Source organism: Klebsiella sp. HMSC25G12 (assembly GCF_001807705.1).
Taxonomy (GTDB): Bacteria; Pseudomonadota; Gammaproteobacteria; order Enterobacterales; family Enterobacteriaceae; genus Klebsiella; species Klebsiella variicola.
Genome location: NZ_KV789926.1, coordinates 85752 through 102812, shown reverse-complemented (window position 1 = coordinate 102812; position 17061 = coordinate 85752). Strand labels below are relative to the sequence as shown.

Below are 17061 nucleotides of genomic sequence, written 5' to 3'. Positions count from 1 at the left end.
GTCTTATTTATGGAACAAATTAAGCCAGACCAGCATTTGGATTATGCCTATTGGACATTCATGACTGGAACAAGACCTTTTCAAGGTATTGAGATGATTATCTCGAACATGATCAAGAACTTTAAAGAAGTCACAAACCATCCATGTGGATCTTTCAGTGCTACTAATGACATGATTGCAAGAATTGCAATTAGTGATACAGCAATCGTCATGTCATACTCATTGCTTGAGGGTTTTTTTCATGAAGAATTCGAGCACTACGTGAAAAATGAGAAGTCTAAAAAGCCAGGAGAATTAAGTGCTTTGATTAACACAGTATTTAATAAGCAAAATATAACTATCAAAGACTGGCGAAATAGAAGAAAGGTAGTTGATTTAGTGAAGGATCTGCGCAATGCGGTGGTGCACAGCAATGGACTAATAGATAATGATGTTTATAAAGAGAAGTGTATAGAACTTTTGGAAGAAGATTTTTTTGAATGTACTGCTCATTACCCAATACTGACTTTTGACGGGTCACTCTGGCTACTAAAAGAATTTAAAAGCATTGCTGATGAATATTCAAAAGCAGTTTTTATTGGGCCTGACAAATCATAGCAACAGACAAGCAACTGAATGCGGCATTAGTCATTAAGGAGAGCTCAATGGAAATTGAGTATGGTAGGAAGGCGGGTCGTCAGCGGCCATTTTAAATCTCCGTATTTGGTGAGCAAATACCTAAGAAAAAAGAACCTGCGGATATTACTTGCGAATATTGTCTGCATACCATCACAAGACGCAGTAATGGCGCATTACGAACATATGCACTTTAGTCAGAGCGAGAGACTGAGTACAACTTGGAGAACCCGCTTTATGCATACGGCAAAAAATCTAACCCAGCGTTCAAGCCGACTCGCATTCGAAGGTCGGCTTCACGTTTCGTTAGCGAATATCTGCTCAGGGTCAAAACAGTACATCAGCTTTTTGCTCACAGCAGACTATAACGCTTGTACCTATAGCCCGTAGAGGTGAACAGTAAAGTGTTCACTATTCACTGACTATTCACCACCTATCCTATTGAAATTTATATTAAATTACATATAGTGAACAGTGTGAACAGTTTTCTGTAAAAAGATTTTTTCTTAATGTGAGCCATGCTAAAACAGGTCTACTTAACTTCATGAAGCGCTCATAAAAACTTTCATTGGTATACGCTTAGGTATACCAATGAAAGTTGAATCAATAAAATTTAAATAAAAACAAACAATTAACATATTAAATCAGACTCCGCCAGCTCCACCAAAATTCTCCATCGGTGATTACCAGAGTCATCCGATGAAGTCCTAAGAGCCCGCACGGCGTAAGCCCTGCGGGCTTTTTTGTGCCCTCAATTTGTCCCACGACGTCCGAAGAGAACTCATTAAATCCGAACCTTTTAGGCCCATTGGTAGGCCCAACGAAAAGCTCTGTTGTTTTCGCGCTACCAATTACCCGCCCCCCCTCTCAGGATAAGACCACCCACAACATCTCGCACAACCCTTTCACACTCCGGCCGCGTCCGCGGCCGGAGAGATAGATTTACCCCTTGTCAGAATACGCGTCCAGCATGGCAAGGACCGCCCGACGCGCTGCATCGTCTGCAATATTGTCAGGCAGCGCATCAGCCCGCAGAGTGACATAAGCGTCAGCAGCCCTTCGAATGGCAATCCCGACGGAGTGACGATCGTGCGTTGCCAGGGTGGAAGTCAGCAGGCCATCGGGATCAATGCCGAGGGCTTCTATTCGGCGAACGCCGCGTTGCGGTAGATTGGCGCGACGGAACAGCATCGGCCCCAGCACTTGTTCCCGGAAGAAAGACAGCATCCCCAGCGCTTCGAAGAGTTCGCCCCTGCCCAGTTTAACCACGGCATAATGCAGCCAGATCCAGGCTCGGGACTCAAACCACTCCGGCGTCATGTTCGGCCAGTGCGCGCTAAATTTTGCCAGCTGTCGCTCGAGAGCATCGTTATCACGGGTAAATAGCACGGCAGGCTCCTCAACGCGCTGAGTGAGCATGTCCAGGGTGATAAATTTCATATCGACATGCAGAAGTTGCGGGCCAAACAGGCAGATCAGCAGGCGAGGCTCACCGACGTGTTCCCCGGTGAAAGCATGCAGCAGATGGCCGAGCGTTCCGGCGAACGCCATACGCTGAGCCATGATTTCGTCATAATAGAGAGGGTCGACCACCACCACAAAATCCAGATCGGAGTATTGATCAAACCCGCCATGGATAAACGAGCCGCCAGCGAGAAGGGAGTGGATCCGCGAATCAGACTGTAATTTAAGCTTCAGTTGCTCTGCAAAACTTCTGTGTAAATCGGGTAGCGTATTCAGCATACTTTTTCCTGTTCACAAAAAAGACAAAGCATTACAGAATATCGAGCGATTCATCAGCAGACCAGATATTTCTGCAGGAACCCTCCCCTCCCTGGCGGGGCTCCCGACGTGCTATATCGTAAGCAATACCTCCCTCAGACCACCTCGCTCATCCACTCAGCAAACGCCCGCACAGCGGGAGATAGAAAGCGCTGGTGCGGATAGAGCAATGTGACGGGTACCGGGGGCGGCTGCCAGTCCGTCAGCACTTCCACCAGCCTCCCCTCCTGCAGATGGTCAGCAACGATATTCTCCGCCAGCTGCGCCAGCCCGAAGCCCGCCAGGCACATTTTTATATAGAGCCCCGTTTCATTCACCGCGGCGTTGCCGCTGACGGGTACAGAAAAGGTCTCGCCGTGGCGAACAAAGCGGAACTCATCGGCCCGTCTCGCCTGGCCGGAAAAATAATGCACCGCCCGGTGCTTAGAGAGCGCCTCCGGTGACGACGGCACGCCATATTCCCTGAGATAGTCCGGCGACGCGCAGGTTACCCAGCGAAAGCGGCCCAGAGGGCGGGCCACCAGGCTGGAGTTGTTCAGCTCTCCCATGCGTATCACGCAGTCGACACCTTCCTGAATCAGATCGACCTGGCGATCGCTGACGCCGATCATCAGGTAGATATCGGGATAGCGCCGGTAAAAGTCCGGCAGATGCGGCATGACGATGAAATGCGCGATGCCCGCGGGCATATCAACCCGCAGGCGCCCCTGAGGCCGCGCGACAGACTCGCTCAGGCTGGATTCGCTATGTTCGATGAGGGCGAGAATTTCCCGGCACTGCGCCATATACTGCAGCCCTTCCGGAGTGAGACTCACGCGCCTTGTGGTCCGGTTCAGCAGCCGCACCTTCAGGTATTGCTCAAGGTTTTTAATGGTACTGGTGACAGTGGAGGCAGGCAGGGAAAGGGTTTCCGCGGCGCGCACGAAGCTCCCTGCCTCCGCGACGCGCATAAACATCTGCATAGCCTGGATACGATCCACCTTCTTTCTCTCCTGAAGCAAGCAACTTACCGACAGACGGCATGATTATTCGTTAATTATGAATAATGAAAACAATTTACGCACCTTTTTGCGCTTAATAGCCTGGCGTATCGTTGCGCTATGGGTATCGCGTGAGGGGCCCAAAATGGCCATGCCCTCAATAAATATCCAGAGAATCATAACGTTAAATAACACGCATAAAGGAAAAACCATGTCCGTTCAGCCTGTCGAATTAAGTAAGGCCTATCGTTTATTGCAGGTCGGGTCCACCACCATGATTTCCGCAAAATATGATGGCGTCGAAAATGTCATGTCAGCCGCCTGGGTTGGGCTGGCAGGCGAGCGAAAAGTGGTGGCCTATATCGGCCCCCAGGCCTTCACACGTCAGCTGGTGGAAAAGAGCGGCTATTTCGTGGTGCAGATCCCCGTAGTCAGCCAGATGGCAACCGTCCTCTACGCTGGCGGGCGCAGCTATGCCGACGCGCCGGATAAAAATGACTCCATCCCCTTCATTTATCAGCCGGGGTTCGACATCCCCCTCGTGGCAGGCTGCGCGGGCTGGCTGGTGTGCAAAGTGATGCCCTACCCGGACATTCAGCAACAGCACAATCTGTTTCTGGGCGATATCGTCGCCGCCTGGAGCGATGATCGGGTATTCCGTAACGGACACTGGATTTTTGATGATGCGCCGGACGAGCTGCGGACCGTTCACTATGTCGCAGGCGGGCAGTTCTATGCCATCGGCAAAGGCAGCAAATTTGATCATGGACCGGGTCAGGACTGATCCTCCCCGGTCATGAAGATCACTGACGAGATGCCTGCCCTGCAGAGCGGCTGATACTCCGGCGCCAGACGCCGGGCGCCTGGCCATACTGGCGCTTGAAGCTGCGGTTGAAGGATTGCTGGGAGTCAAAGCCGAGGGCGATCGCCACGTTGAGGATCGGCTCGTTGCTGTGGGCTAAGCGTTCGACCGACTTTTGCAGCTTTTGCGCCCGAATATATTCTCCGAGGGGCTGCCCGGTATGTTCTTTGAAGATCCGCTGCAGGTGCCACTTCGAATAGCCGGATCGTCGGGCAACGGTGTCAATATCCAGACGGCTATCAAGATGGTTGTCGATCCAGTCGATCAGATCCTGAATGATGGCGCCAGTGTTCATCATGTTACCTCCGCGCAGCCGGTTAAAAGCATCTTTGTCAGTTGCATTTAAAGGTGGCCTGTTTTTACACAAAATGCAAGTTTTATTGTTACATTTAAATCCACGCCGGGATCGCGGTTTTTGTCTCCAGCCAGGACCGCACATAAAGTGCAACAATTATTCTTGCACTTAGTTAAGCGCCTTCCTACAATCGCCGCGATAGTGTATTCGAAATTGTTACAGTTTTGTGGCGATGATCGACACAAATAGCCTTAAGCCAGCCCGGACAAAGGAAGTGGCGCGGCCTCTCACGCTGCGTCTTGCCCGGCGGCTACAATTACCGGAATAAAAATAATGAGCCTGCAAAAAACCTGGGGAAACATTCACCTGACCGCGCTCGGCGCGATGATGCTCTCCTTTCTGCTCGTCGGCTGCGACGACAGCGTCGCGCAAAATGCCGCGCCTCCCGCCCCGACGGTCAGCGCCGCTAAGGTGCTGGTGAAGTCGATCAGTCAGTGGGATAGTTTTAACGGTCGCATTGAAGCGGTGGAGAGCGTTCAGCTTCGCCCTCGCGTCTCGGGATATATTGATAAAGTGAATTACACCGACGGTCAGGAGGTGAAAAAGGGCCAGGTGCTGTTCACCATAGATGACAGAACCTATCGCGCCGCGCTGGAGCAGGCGCAGGCGACGCTGGCGAGAGCCAAAACGCAGGCCAGCCTGGCGCAAAGCGAGGCGAACCGCACCGATAAATTAGTCCATACCAATCTTGTCTCCCGTGAAGAGTGGGAGCAGCGCCGGTCAGCCGCGGTTCAGGCGCAGGCTGATATTCGCGCCGCGCAGGCGGCGGTGGATGCCGCGCAGCTTAACCTCGACTTCACCAAAGTGACCGCCCCTATTGACGGCCGCGCCAGCCGGGCGCTGATCACCAGCGGTAACCTGGTCACCGCGGGCGACACCGCCAGCGTGCTCACCACTCTGGTCTCGCAGAAGACGGTGTACGTCTACTTTGACGTCGACGAGTCAACCTACCTCCACTATCAAAACCTCGCCCGCCGCGGGCAAGGCGCGTCCAGCGATAATCAGGCGCTCCCGGTGGAGATTGGCCTGGTTGGCGAGGAGGGCTACCCCCATCAGGGCAAAGTGGATTTTCTCGATAATCAGTTAACGCCGAGTACCGGCACCATCCGCATGCGCGCGCTGCTGGATAACTCTCAGCGTCTGTTCACACCGGGGCTGTTTGCCCGCGTGCGTCTGCCGGGCAGCGCGGAGTTCAAAGCCACGCTGATCGACGACAAAGCGGTACTGACCGATCAGGACCGTAAATACGTTTATATCGTTGATAAATATGGTAAAGCGCAGCGACGTGATATTACCCCGGGGCGTCTGGCAGACGGTTTACGCATCGTTCAGAAGGGGCTGAACCCTGGGGATAGCGTCATCGTCGACGGGTTACAAAAAGTATTTATGCCGGGTATGCCGGTGAATGCCAAAACCGTTGCCATGACCACCAGCGCCGCCCTCAACTGATCCCTAATCAGAGAATCCAACACATGGACTTTTCCCGCTTTTTTATCGACAGGCCGATTTTCGCCGCGGTGCTGTCGATTTTAATTTTTATCACCGGGTTAATCGCTATCCCGCTGCTGCCGGTGAGCGAATATCCGGACGTCGTCCCGCCGAGCGTCCAGGTGCGCGCGGAGTATCCCGGCGCCAACCCGAAAGTGATTGCCGAGACCGTGGCGACGCCGCTGGAGGAAGCGATCAACGGCGTTGAAAACATGATGTACATGAAATCGGTCGCTGGCTCCGACGGTGTGCTGGTCACCACCGTCACCTTCCGCCCGGGTACCGACCCGGATCAGGCGCAGGTTCAGGTGCAGAACCGGGTCGCGCAGGCGGAAGCGCGTCTGCCGGAGGATGTACGCCGTCTGGGCATCACCACCCAGAAACAGTCTCCGACGCTGACCCTGGTGGTGCATCTGTTTTCGCCAAACGGTAAGTACGACTCGCTGTATATGCGCAACTACGCCACGCTGAAAGTGAAGGATGAGCTGGCGCGCCTGCCCGGCGTCGGCCAGATCCAGATTTTTGGCTCCGGTGAATATGCGATGCGCGTCTGGCTGGATCCCAATAAGGTCGCGGCCCGCGGTCTGACAGCCTCGGATGTGGTGACGGCGATGCAGGAGCAAAACGTCCAGGTGTCTGCCGGACAGCTTGGTGCCGAGCCGCTGCCGCAGGAGAGCGATTTCCTGATCTCCATTAACGCCCAGGGCCGTCTGCATACCGAAGAAGAGTTTGGCAATATCATTCTGAAAACGGCGCAGGACGGCTCGCTGGTCCGCCTGCGCGACGTGGCGCGCATCGAGATGGGTTCCGGCAGCTATGCGCTGCGTTCCCAGCTCAACAATAAGGATGCGGTCGGGATCGGTATCTTCCAGTCGCCGGGGGCTAACGCCATCGATCTGTCGAACGCGGTACGCGCCAAAATGGCCGAGCTGGCCACCCGCTTCCCGGAAGATATGAAATGGGCGGCGCCGTACGACCCGACGGTTTTCGTGCGCGACTCCATCCGCGCGGTGGTGCAGACGCTGCTGGAAGCAGTGGTGCTGGTGGTGCTGGTGGTGATCCTGTTCCTGCAGACCTGGCGCGCGTCGATTATCCCACTGATCGCGGTGCCGGTATCGGTGGTAGGGACCTTCAGCATTCTCTATCTGCTGGGCTTCTCGCTGAATACCCTGAGCCTGTTCGGGCTGGTACTGGCTATCGGTATCGTGGTGGACGACGCCATCGTGGTGGTGGAGAACGTTGAGCGTAATATCGAAGAGGGGCTTGCGCCGCTTGCCGCGGCGCATCAGGCGATGCGTGAGGTCTCCGGGCCGATTATCGCCATTGCGCTGGTGCTGTGTGCGGTGTTCGTGCCGATGGCGTTTCTCTCTGGGGTCACCGGCCAGTTCTACAAACAGTTCGCGGTGACCATCGCCATCTCGACGGTGATCTCGGCCATCAACTCGCTGACGCTCTCCCCGGCGCTGGCGGCCCTGCTGTTAAAGCCGCACGGCGCGAAGAAAGACCTCCCTACCCGGCTGATCGATCGTCTGTTTGGCTGGATTTTCCGTCCATTTAACCGCTTTTTCCTGCGCAGCTCGAACGGCTATCAGGGACTGGTGAGCAAAACCCTCGGACGCCGTGGCGCGGTGTTTGTGGTGTATTTGCTGCTGCTCTGCGCCGCTGGGGTGATGTTTAAAGTCGTCCCCGGCGGGTTTATTCCCACCCAGGATAAGCTGTATCTCATTGGCGGCGTGAAGATGCCGGAAGGTTCGTCGCTGGCGCGCACCGACGCGGTGATCCGCAAAATGAGCGAGATCGGGATGAATACCGAAGGGGTCGATTATGCGGTCGCTTTCCCGGGGCTTAACGCGCTGCAGTTCACCAACACGCCGAATACCGGGACGGTCTTTTTTGGCCTGAAACCGTTCGACCAGCGCAAACACACGGCGGCGGAAATTAACGCGGAGATCAACGCCAAAATCGCGCAAATCCAGCAGGGCTTTGGCTTCTCCATCCTGCCGCCGCCGATTTTAGGACTGGGTCAGGGTTCCGGCTACTCCCTGTACATCCAGGATCGCGGTGGGCTGGGCTATGGCGCGCTGCAAAGCGCGGTGAATGCGATGTCCGGGGCGATTATGCAGACGCCAGGGATGCACTTCCCGATCTCGACTTACCAGGCTAACGTGCCGCAGCTGGACGTGCAGGTCGATCGCGATAAGGCGAAAGCGCAGGGGGTGTCGCTAACCGATCTGTTCGGCACGCTGCAGACCTATCTCGGCTCGTCTTATGTCAATGACTTTAACCAGTTCGGGCGTACCTGGCGCGTGATGGCCCAGGCCGATGGGCCATTCCGCGAGAGCGTGGAAGATATTGCTAATCTGCGCACCCGCAATAATCAGGGCGAAATGGTGCCGATCGGCAGTATGGTGAATATCAGTACCACCTACGGGCCGGATCCGGTGATCCGCTACAACGGTTATCCAGCGGCGGACCTGATTGGCGATGCCGATCCGCGGGTCCTCTCTTCTTCACAGGCGATGACGCATCTGGAGGAGCTGTCGAAGCAGATCCTGCCGAATGGGATGAATATTGAGTGGACGGATCTGAGTTTCCAGCAGGCCACCCAGGGCAACACGGCGCTGATCGTCTTCCCGGTGGCGGTGCTGCTGGCGTTCCTCGTGCTGGCCGCACTGTATGAAAGCTGGACCCTGCCGCTGGCGGTGATCCTTATCGTACCGATGACGATGCTCTCCGCGCTGTTTGGCGTCTGGCTGACCGGGGGCGATAACAACGTCTTCGTGCAGGTGGGTCTGGTGGTCCTGATGGGCCTGGCCTGTAAAAACGCCATTCTGATCGTCGAGTTTGCCCGCGAGCTGGAGATCCAGGGGAAAGGCATCATGGAAGCGGCGCTGGAGGCATGCCGCCTGCGTCTGCGCCCGATCGTGATGACCTCCATCGCCTTTATCGCCGGGACCATTCCGCTGATCCTCGGCCACGGTGCAGGAGCGGAAGTCCGCGGTGTCACCGGGATCACGGTGTTCTCCGGGATGCTGGGCGTGACGCTGTTTGGTCTGTTCCTGACGCCGGTGTTTTACGTGACGCTGCGGAAACTGGTGACCCGCAGGAAGCCGGTCCAGGAGGATCTGCCCGCCTAGCCTGCAGCAGATAACAAAAAACCGCCTTCACATTTGAAGGCGGTTTTTTTTCGTCACCAGAAAATGATTAATGCGCTTTTTTAAAGCGGGCGATCATTTCCGGCACCGGGTCGCAGCCGCTGCTATCGCCATTTTTGACCGCCTCCAGCGCGCTGGCCACGGTGTGACGAGCAAGGACGTTTAGCGAAGCCTGCTCTGCTTCATCGGCAATCGATTTGAAGTACCAACAGGCGTTGGCGCTGACCACGCAGCGAGCCGGAACTTCAGGACGCGACGCCCACAGCTTTTTATCTTCAATAACCGAAAGATAGATATCACGCAGGGTGATCTTGTCCGCCGGGCGGCCAAGATGAATAGAGCCGTTGCGGCCAAGCGTGGAGACGATGATGCCGTCACGAGTAAGCGGAACCATTAGTTTACGGATAAAGCTCGGGTTCGCTTCCAGGCCGTAGGCCAGAATCGCACTCGTCGAACGTTCACCCATCTGCTCCGCCATTGCTACGCTGAGAACCATCTGCAAAGCTGTCGGGAAGCGGTAATCTAACATGGTATTGTCCTGGGTTGCGGTGAATCTTGTTCTTTTTGGCACCGCAGAGGTGAATAATCAATGAACAACAATATAACAAATACGGGAATTTTTTTGAAGCAATCTGCGGTTAGCCTGCGAAGTAAATTTTCTGATTTCGTCGGCAAAGGCAGGCTGAGAAAACGCGCCCTTCCGTACCGGTTTTCCTGAACGGCAATCGCCTCACCGCTCCCCAGTGGCTGCCCCGTGTTATAGAAATCCGCTGCCATAACGGCAGCGGATCCTGCGGGGTGTTAGGCCGTTAATTCCAGCTCGGTTTCAAAGGTGGTCACCGGCACAAACGGCAGGTAAGAGATCCGCAGCCTCTCGGCCACCTTCAGGCGATGCCATCCGGCCGGCAGGCCGCCTGGTTTGAGTACGGTGATGGTGGCCTTTTCGCCGAAGTTCCACCGGTCATCGTAGACGCTCTCCAGCTCGTCGAGCGTCCACTCCCGGCCGCGCAGCGCCAGGCGGATCGCCTGCCGTGGGATAGCTTCGCCGTTGAGGGTCACGGCGATATCTTCCACCATCGACAGCCCCAGGCCACGGTAGTAAGGCAGACGAGCCAAAAAGCGCACGCCGATAATTTCCCCGTCGCGGGTGACGTTGTCGAACCCTTCACGGCAGATAATATGCTGATCAAACATGATAATGCTCCTTACTGGCCCAGCAGCGCCGGGGGTGGGGTTTCATCTAACAGGCGGCAGAACATCAGCTGCTGGCGGCGGACCTGCTCCAGGCTGTCCACCTCCTGCGCGTCTTCCACCCAGCGGTTACCTTCGTACTCGGAGCACACATATCCCTCATAGCCACCCTTCTGCAGCACGCGGAAGATCTCATCGTAGGGAATCGACCACTCGGTTATCTCGTCGGTCATCTCATAGAATTTGGCATGGATGTTGTGGATCCGCGGCATAAAATCGAGCATCCGCTTCGGCTCGAACGCCGCGTTGTGGCGCAGGGTTTCCGCCATCGCCAGCTGCGGGCCCGGCCCCCATTTTTGCATCACATCCAGGATCACGTATTCGCTGAGCGTCCGGTCTTCATAGGCTTTCTCAATAAAGTCCGCCGCCGCCTGGGGACAACCGTTACGAATAAAGCGTTCTTTCCACACCCGCGGGAAGCGGGCTAAAAACATCCCCATATCCGGCAGGAAACCCAGCGCCCGGGTATGGGCTTTTTCATAGGCTTCGGCATGGCGAATAATCCACGGATGATCGAAATGCAGCGGGGCGTGCACTTCCAGCAGAATCGTGATCCCTTTGTCTTCCGCATAAGGTGCCGCCGCCACCAGCACCTCCGGCGCCACGGAAACCAGGGAGCGGATATAGCGCATGCCCAGCCGGGCGGCAAAGTCGATGTCGTTTTGTACGCTGCGCACCTGCTCGTCAAACGGCATCGGCCGGTCTTTATATCGCTTATAGTCGAGCATAAAGTCATGGCATACCGGCACCGTATCATGGCGCTGCATCAGGCGATGCCAGTCGGCGATCGCCGCCTCCGGCATACCGCATTCGGGCCAGCCGGCGAAGGTCTGTTCGCCGACGACTTCAATGCCGCGGGCGCCGAACGCCGCGCAGTGACCGATCGCCTGATCGAGTGACATTTTGCCGAGGTAGGTCTCATTCTGAAAACTATACAGGCTGACGCCGCGTTTTATTTTCTGAGTCATAAAAGTACCAGGTAAGTTGTTTAACAGGATAAGCCGGTCGCTTCGCGGGCGCGAGCCACCGAGGCCGCTGCGGGCAGCGACGGTTTATACTCCAGACCAATGGCCCCGTTGTAGCCCAGCCGTTGCAGCCTGGCGATCAGCGCTGGCCACTCGCCGCTGCGCGGATCCGGTTCGTTGCGATCCGGCGCCTGGGCTATCTGCACGTGCCCCACCCGATGCATTCTGCCGCCGAGCACCTCCTCCATCTCCTCTTCCATTACCATCGAGTGATAGACATCAAACAGCAGCTGCAGCCGTGGGCTGTCGACCGCCTCGATAATATCCAGCGCCAGCCGGGTATCGTTTAAGAACATCCCCGGATGATCGATGCGGGTGTTGAGCGGCTCCAGCAGCAGGGTGACCCCGGCGGCTTCCGCCAGCGTCGCTGCCTGACGCAGGATGTGGACCGCCTGCGCCCGCTGCTCGGCAATATCGACCCCTTCACGACTGAAGCCGGAGGCTACCACCAGCGGTGGCGACCCCAGCTGACGTGACACCGCCAGGCTGTCGCTCACTGCAGCCAGAAACTGCTCATGCTCCGCCGGATCCACCAGGCTGCGCCGGGGCTCCACCACGAAGCTAGACAGCGTCACGCCCGTCTCCTCCAGCGCCTGCGCCAGCGCTGCCAGCGGTTTATCGCGCCAGAGGTGAAACTCAACGTGGCTGAATCCCTGCGCTTTCGCCGCCCGGACCCGATCGCTGAAATCGGGATACTCTTCACGAAACAGCCATTCAATACATGCGGACAAATACATCCGACCCCCTTCTCTACTTGCCAGATCAAAACAAACAAAATTAGAATAAGAATTCTTATTCTGTTTCTGAGCGGCAGTGTGACGCCTTCCCCTCTGGCTTATCGGTCAACGGCAGGATCTGACGCGGCATAACCAGAATGAGTGCTCTAATTCTAATCTCTGATTGCTATAAATTGTCAATATTATTTAACAAGTATTTAACTAAATCTGAAGGTACATCATGCTCAATAACGCTTCGGCGGCCACAGTTCAGGCGCCTCCCTACACCAGCGAACGGCAGCGCACGCTGGCCACGCTGGTGGTTTCGATAGCGCTGGTGCTGGAGATCATCGACGTTTCAATCATCAATGTCGCCATCCCGGTGGTACAGCGCGACCTGCTCGCCAGCCCGCGGCAAATCGAATGGGTGGTCACCGGCTACCTGTTCTTTTTCTCCATTCTGCTGCTTACCGGCGGCCGTCTCGGCGATCTGTATGGCTACCGGCGGATGTTCATTAGCGGCCTGCTGGCGTTTGGCGCCGCGTCGGCCGGTTGCGGGCTGGCCACCAGCCCGGAAATGCTGGTCGCGATGCGTATTGTGCAGGGGGCCAGCGGGGCGATGATGGGCCCGCAAATCCTCTCCCTGATGCAGGTTCTGTATCGCCCGCACGAGCGTTTTCGGGTGATGAGTATTTTCGGCCTGCTCGGCGGCGCCGCCGGGATCCTCGGCCCGGTACTTGGCGGGATCATCATCGAAAGCAATCTTTTCGGCCTCAGCTGGCGGCCGATCTTTTTGATCAACGTGCCGGTGATCGCCATCGCCGTCGCTCTGGCGTGGCGGGTGCTCCCGGCGGTGCGCAGCCCGGAGGCGAAAGGCATCGATCCGCTGGGAACCCTGCTGGCGGTGGTGGGCGGCGGCGCGCTGCTGCTCACCCTGATCGAAGGCCCCGCCCTGCGCTGGCCGGCCTGGATGGTGCTGCCGCCGCTGCTGTCGGTCATCACGGTGTCACTCCTCTGGCGCCATCTGCTGGGACGCGAACGCCGGGGCGGCACGCTGTTGTTGCCGCCAGCCGTACTGCGCGACCGCTTTTTTCGCGCCGGGATTATCATCACCCTGCTCTATCAGCTGACCACCGCCTCGCTGCTGCTGGCCACCGCGCTGGTGCTGCAGAGCGGACTGGGCTTCAGCCCGTTCCACACTGCCCTGATGCATATCCCCTTCGCGCTTGGGGCGATGTTTTCCATCGCCGTCGCTGGACGCCGGCTGTCACTTCGTCTTGGGCGCAACGTGACGCTGGTTGGGGTGGCGGTACAGATGAGCGGCCTACTGCTGATGGGCTACGGGATCGCCGCAGCGCCGGGGACGCTGCCGCTGACCGCGCTGGGTCTTGGGTTCGGCCTGTGCGGCTGTGGGATGGGGCTTATCTCCGCCCCGCTGCCGGCCTTTGCTATGGCGGCGATACCGGTGGCCCACGCCGGCGCGGCGTCGGGATTATTTCGCACCGGCCAGCAGTTTGGCGCCGCCCTCGGCATGGCGACCCTCGGCGGATTCTATCTGGCGCAAAGCGCCTCCGCACCGGAGGCCTGGCGCGGGGCCTTTATCACCCTGCTGACCCTTGGCGCCCTGATCCTGCTGGCGATTGCCGCCCTCAGCCGCCTGCTGCCCGCCTCAGTGCTTCCCCCGGCGGGTAAGCCATGACCTATCGCGTCCGGCAATGGCTGCTATCATGAGGAACCATTTATCAGGACGCACCAGGCTGTAGTACCTATTTTCTGTACACCTGCAACGGGCATACGCCCGGAGAACAATAAAAGGTAAGAACTGATATGGATGAAAACATCGATGTACTGATTATTGGCAGCGGCCCGGTGGGCGCCGCCTTTGCCCGCCGAATTGCCGATCGCAGCGCCGCGCGGATCCTGGTGGTGGAGGCTGGCGAAGCGCTGACCCCCGCGACCGGCGTCAATATCCGTAACCTGGCGCCTGAGCAGCGGGAAGCGGCGTACGCCAGCGCCCGGGCGTTTCCGCTGGCCGCCCTGCCGGAGAGCCTGCCGGCAGACGCTCTGCAGGCGCGGCCGGGCACCCACCTCCTCGACCCGGCGTCGCCCCACAGCGGCATGCCGGCTGCAGCGCTCTCCACTAACCTCGGCGGCATGGGCGTCCACTGGACCTGCGCCTGTCCGCGGCCGGGCGGCAGCGAAGTCATTCCTTTTCTCGATCCCCGAGAGATGGCTGACGCCTGGGAATCGGCAGAGCATTATCTGCAGGTGACCCGCGAAGGATTTCCGGCCACCGCCATCGGCCGGCAAATCGTCGATGCCCTTAACCAGCACTTCGCCAGCGACCGTCCCCCGGCGCGGCTGGCGCAGCCTATGCCGCTGGCCTGCGCCGCGACGCCGGAGGGCAAACCGCGCTGGTCCGGCGTCGACGCGGTGCTCGGCGAGCTGGCGGAGGAAGAGACCCGCCGCCAGCGCGGGGTGGAGATCCGCACCGCCACCCTGTGCACCCGGATCCTCAGCGAGAACGGCGTCGCCCGCGGAGCGGAGATGCGCGATCTGCGCAGCGGTGAACAGTACGTGGTGACGGCCAAAGCGGTGGTGGTCGCCGCCGATGCGCTGCGCACCCCACAACTGCTGTACGCCTCAGGCATCCGCCCGCGGGCGCTGGGCCGCTGGCTCAACGATCAGCCACAGGTGATCGCCCTGATTGAAGTGGACGCCCCGCCTGCCGTCGCCGCGCAGGCCAACCCGGTGCGCGACGGACGGGACAATGTCTCCGGCGTCACCTGGCTGCCGTTTCATGAGCCCGATTTCCCGTTCCACGGTCAGCTGATGCAGATGGATACCTCACCGATCGCCTTTACCCAGCCGCCGGGGAGCCCGACGAAGCCGGTGGTCGGTCTGGGGCTGTTTCTCGCTAAGGAGCTACGCGAGGAGGATCGGATCGTCTTCAGCGATGACACCGATGCCGTAGGGCTGCCGAAAATGCAGCTGAACTACCAGTTAACCGACGGCGATCGCCGCCGGTTACAGCAGGCGGTGGCGGTGACCAAACGCGTCGGCGTCGCGCTGGGCCGCGTGGCGCCCGGTGGAGAAGCCATTATCCTGCCGGCAGGCACCTCGCTGCACTACCAGGGAACCTGTCGCCTGGGAGAAGCAAACGACGGCAGCAGCGTGGCCGATCGCCACTCGCGGGTCTGGGATTTTCACAATCTGTACGTCGGCGGCAACGGCGTGATCCCCACCTCAACCGCCTGCAACCCGACGCTGACCAGCGTCGCCCTGGCGATCCTCGCCGCGGATGATATCGTGGCGCGGCTGCTGTAGCGCCTCTGGCTTACCGGGTGGTTCCCCGCGAAAGGCGACATCGGTCGCCTTTTTTATTGCCGCAAAACCACAACAACTCAATGGTATTTTTGTTTGTGATGGATCACATACGTAATCACAATTTTTCCCCGCGCCGTTCCTGCTCCTACTCTTAAATCCGCGGCGATTCCCGCCGCCACCTGTATCCCTGACCTGCATACTAAAAAACCGCGCCACCGCCGACGACAGGCGACCCGCGCGATAAAAGGAGAACGTCGTGAGCCATAGCCTGAATCCGCCCCACGCGCCGCAAGCCGGCGCGATCCAGGGCATCATCATCGCCCTGACCGCCTTTCTACCCATCCTGGCGATCGTTTCCCTGGCGCCGGCGGTCCCGACGCTGATCCAGCACTTCGCCGGCGTGCCTTATGTCGAAACCCTGGTACCGCTGATGCTCACCGCGCCCGGTCTGGTGATCGCCATCGCCGGGCCCTGCACCGGCTGGCTGGCGGATAAATTTGGCCGCCGTAAACTGCTGCTCAGCGCCACGCTGCTGTATGGCATCTGCGGCACAATGCCGCTCTACATCACCTCCCTGACCGGCATCTTTTGCAGCCGCCTCGGCGTCGGACTGGCGGAGGCGGTAGTGCTGACCATCGCTAACACCATGCTGATCGATTACTTTGACGACAAACAGCGCCGCTTCTGGCTGACGGTGCAGGGGGTAATTGGCCCGGCGCTGGCGGTGCTGGTGCTGGCCAGCTCCGGCTATCTGACCGCCCTGCGCTGGAACGGCGCCTTTATGATCTACTTTGTCGCCATCCTGTTGTTCCTGGCGATGTACTTCTGGATGTTCGAACCGGCTCAGGCGGCCCGTCCGCAGCACGCTGCCCAGGCGGCGCAGCATAATCAGTTTCCGTGGCCGCGAGTGATCACCCTCAGCGTGCTGACGTTTGTCTGCGCCATCATTTATTACGTGTACACCATCAATGGCGCCAACGCCTTTCATACTCTGCAAAATGCCACTCCGCAGCGTATCGGCCTGATTATGTCGCTGGTCAGCCTCGCCGTACCTGTCGGTTCGCTGCTGTTCGGTCTGGTCTCCCGCCGCTATACGCCGGAGCGCGTGCTCGCCATCATGCTCTGCCTGATGGGGATCGGGATGCTGGTGGTGGGCGAATCGCGGACGGTGATCGCCATGGGGATCGGCTCCGCCATCCAGCAGCTGGGGGCCGGAATGGCGATTAACGCGATGATTTACTGGGTAGGGTCGCTGATTCCGCCCGCCTACTGCGGCCGGGCGATGGGCGCCTGGTCCGGGGCCTTCTTCGCGGGCATGTTCGTCAGCCCGATTATTGTCGGCGCGATCCGCCTTCGGGCCGGGAACGATGTGCTGAGCGCCTTCCTGACGCTCGGCATCGCGGCGCTGGTTCTGGCCGCCGCGATATTTCTTTATACCTTCTCCCGTCATAGCCAGCGCCTGCGTCAGCATAAGCAGGCCAGCGCCTGGCAGTTAGCGAAGTAAG

General features: G+C 58.2%; 14 protein-coding genes. 7 read left to right on the top strand and 7 right to left on the bottom strand.

The features are described 5' to 3' along the window. Positions 1 to 9 precede the first annotated feature (9 nt). Positions 10 to 597, top strand: coding sequence for a hypothetical protein (locus HMPREF3096_RS31640; protein ID WP_225520107.1), 588 nt, complete (start codon positions 10 to 12; stop codon positions 595 to 597). A gap of 960 nt (positions 598 to 1557) precedes the next feature. On the opposite strand, the gene HMPREF3096_RS26055 is transcribed toward HMPREF3096_RS31640, so the two are convergent. Both HMPREF3096_RS26055 and HMPREF3096_RS26050 read right to left on the bottom strand, forming a co-directional pair. Beyond that, positions 1558 to 2358, bottom strand: a complete 801-nt coding sequence (locus HMPREF3096_RS26055) for a hypothetical protein (protein WP_032731108.1) — start codon at positions 2356 to 2358, stop codon at positions 1558 to 1560. 134 nt (positions 2359 to 2492) lie between these two features. Further along, entirely contained in the window at positions 2493 to 3377 is an 885-nt protein-coding gene (locus HMPREF3096_RS26050; RefSeq protein WP_032731110.1) for a LysR family transcriptional regulator, read from the bottom strand. Positions 3378 to 3588: 211 nt separating this feature from the next. On the opposite strand from HMPREF3096_RS26050, the gene HMPREF3096_RS26045 reads away from it, so the two are divergent. Then, positions 3589 to 4161, top strand: coding sequence for a flavin reductase family protein (locus HMPREF3096_RS26045; RefSeq protein WP_008806104.1), 573 nt, complete (start codon positions 3589 to 3591; stop codon positions 4159 to 4161). A 19-nt stretch (positions 4162 to 4180) separates the two neighbouring features. Here the strand turns inward: HMPREF3096_RS26045 and HMPREF3096_RS26040 are convergent, their stop codons facing one another. After that, positions 4181 to 4534 (bottom strand): helix-turn-helix domain-containing protein, encoded by a 354-nt coding sequence (locus HMPREF3096_RS26040; RefSeq protein ID WP_048268071.1) that lies wholly within the window; start codon positions 4532 to 4534, stop codon positions 4181 to 4183. Between the two features lie 333 nt (positions 4535 to 4867). Here HMPREF3096_RS26040 and oqxA point away from each other — a divergent pair, with 333 nt between their 5' ends. Further along, positions 4868 to 6043, top strand: coding sequence for a multidrug efflux RND transporter periplasmic adaptor subunit OqxA (gene oqxA / locus HMPREF3096_RS26035; RefSeq protein ID WP_032731113.1), 1176 nt, complete (start codon positions 4868 to 4870; stop codon positions 6041 to 6043). Positions 6044 to 6066: 23 nt separating this feature from the next. Further along, entirely contained in the window at positions 6067 to 9219 is a 3153-nt protein-coding gene (locus HMPREF3096_RS26030; protein WP_012967412.1) for a multidrug efflux RND transporter permease subunit OqxB9, read from the top strand. A gap of 67 nt (positions 9220 to 9286) precedes the next feature. Here HMPREF3096_RS26030 and HMPREF3096_RS26025 read toward each other — a convergent pair whose 3' ends face one another. The 4 genes from HMPREF3096_RS26025 to HMPREF3096_RS26010 form a co-directional block, all read right to left on the bottom strand. Beyond that, positions 9287 to 9766 carry an RrF2 family transcriptional regulator gene (locus tag HMPREF3096_RS26025; protein ID WP_008806108.1) on the bottom strand — a complete coding sequence of 160 codons (480 nt, stop codon included), beginning with the start codon at positions 9764 to 9766 and terminating at the stop codon, positions 9287 to 9289. 272 nt (positions 9767 to 10038) lie between these two features. Beyond that, entirely contained in the window at positions 10039 to 10431 is a 393-nt protein-coding gene (locus HMPREF3096_RS26020) for a C-glycoside deglycosidase beta subunit domain-containing protein (RefSeq protein WP_012967411.1), read from the bottom strand. Between the two features lie 11 nt (positions 10432 to 10442). Continuing rightward, on the bottom strand, positions 10443 to 11456 hold the full coding sequence (locus HMPREF3096_RS26015; RefSeq protein ID WP_032731114.1) for a sugar phosphate isomerase/epimerase family protein: 1014 nt from the start codon (positions 11454 to 11456) through the stop codon (positions 10443 to 10445). 20 nt (positions 11457 to 11476) lie between these two features. Further along, complete coding sequence (locus HMPREF3096_RS26010) at positions 11477 to 12250, bottom strand: TIM barrel protein (RefSeq protein WP_012967409.1); 774 nt, start codon at positions 12248 to 12250, stop codon at positions 11477 to 11479. 220 nt (positions 12251 to 12470) lie between these two features. Between HMPREF3096_RS26010 and HMPREF3096_RS26005 the strand changes: the two genes are divergently transcribed. The 3 genes from HMPREF3096_RS26005 (at position 12471) to HMPREF3096_RS25995 (ending at position 17060) form a co-directional block, all read left to right on the top strand. Further along, complete coding sequence (locus HMPREF3096_RS26005; RefSeq protein WP_023298093.1) at positions 12471 to 13928, top strand: MFS transporter; 1458 nt, start codon at positions 12471 to 12473, stop codon at positions 13926 to 13928. Positions 13929 to 14056: 128 nt separating this feature from the next. Continuing rightward, complete coding sequence (locus tag HMPREF3096_RS26000) at positions 14057 to 15556, top strand: GMC oxidoreductase (RefSeq protein ID WP_023323144.1); 1500 nt, start codon at positions 14057 to 14059, stop codon at positions 15554 to 15556. Between the two features lie 256 nt (positions 15557 to 15812). Then, positions 15813 to 17060, top strand: a complete 1248-nt coding sequence (locus HMPREF3096_RS25995) for an MFS transporter (protein WP_012967406.1) — start codon at positions 15813 to 15815, stop codon at positions 17058 to 17060. The last annotated feature ends 1 nt before the right edge of the window (position 17061 follow it).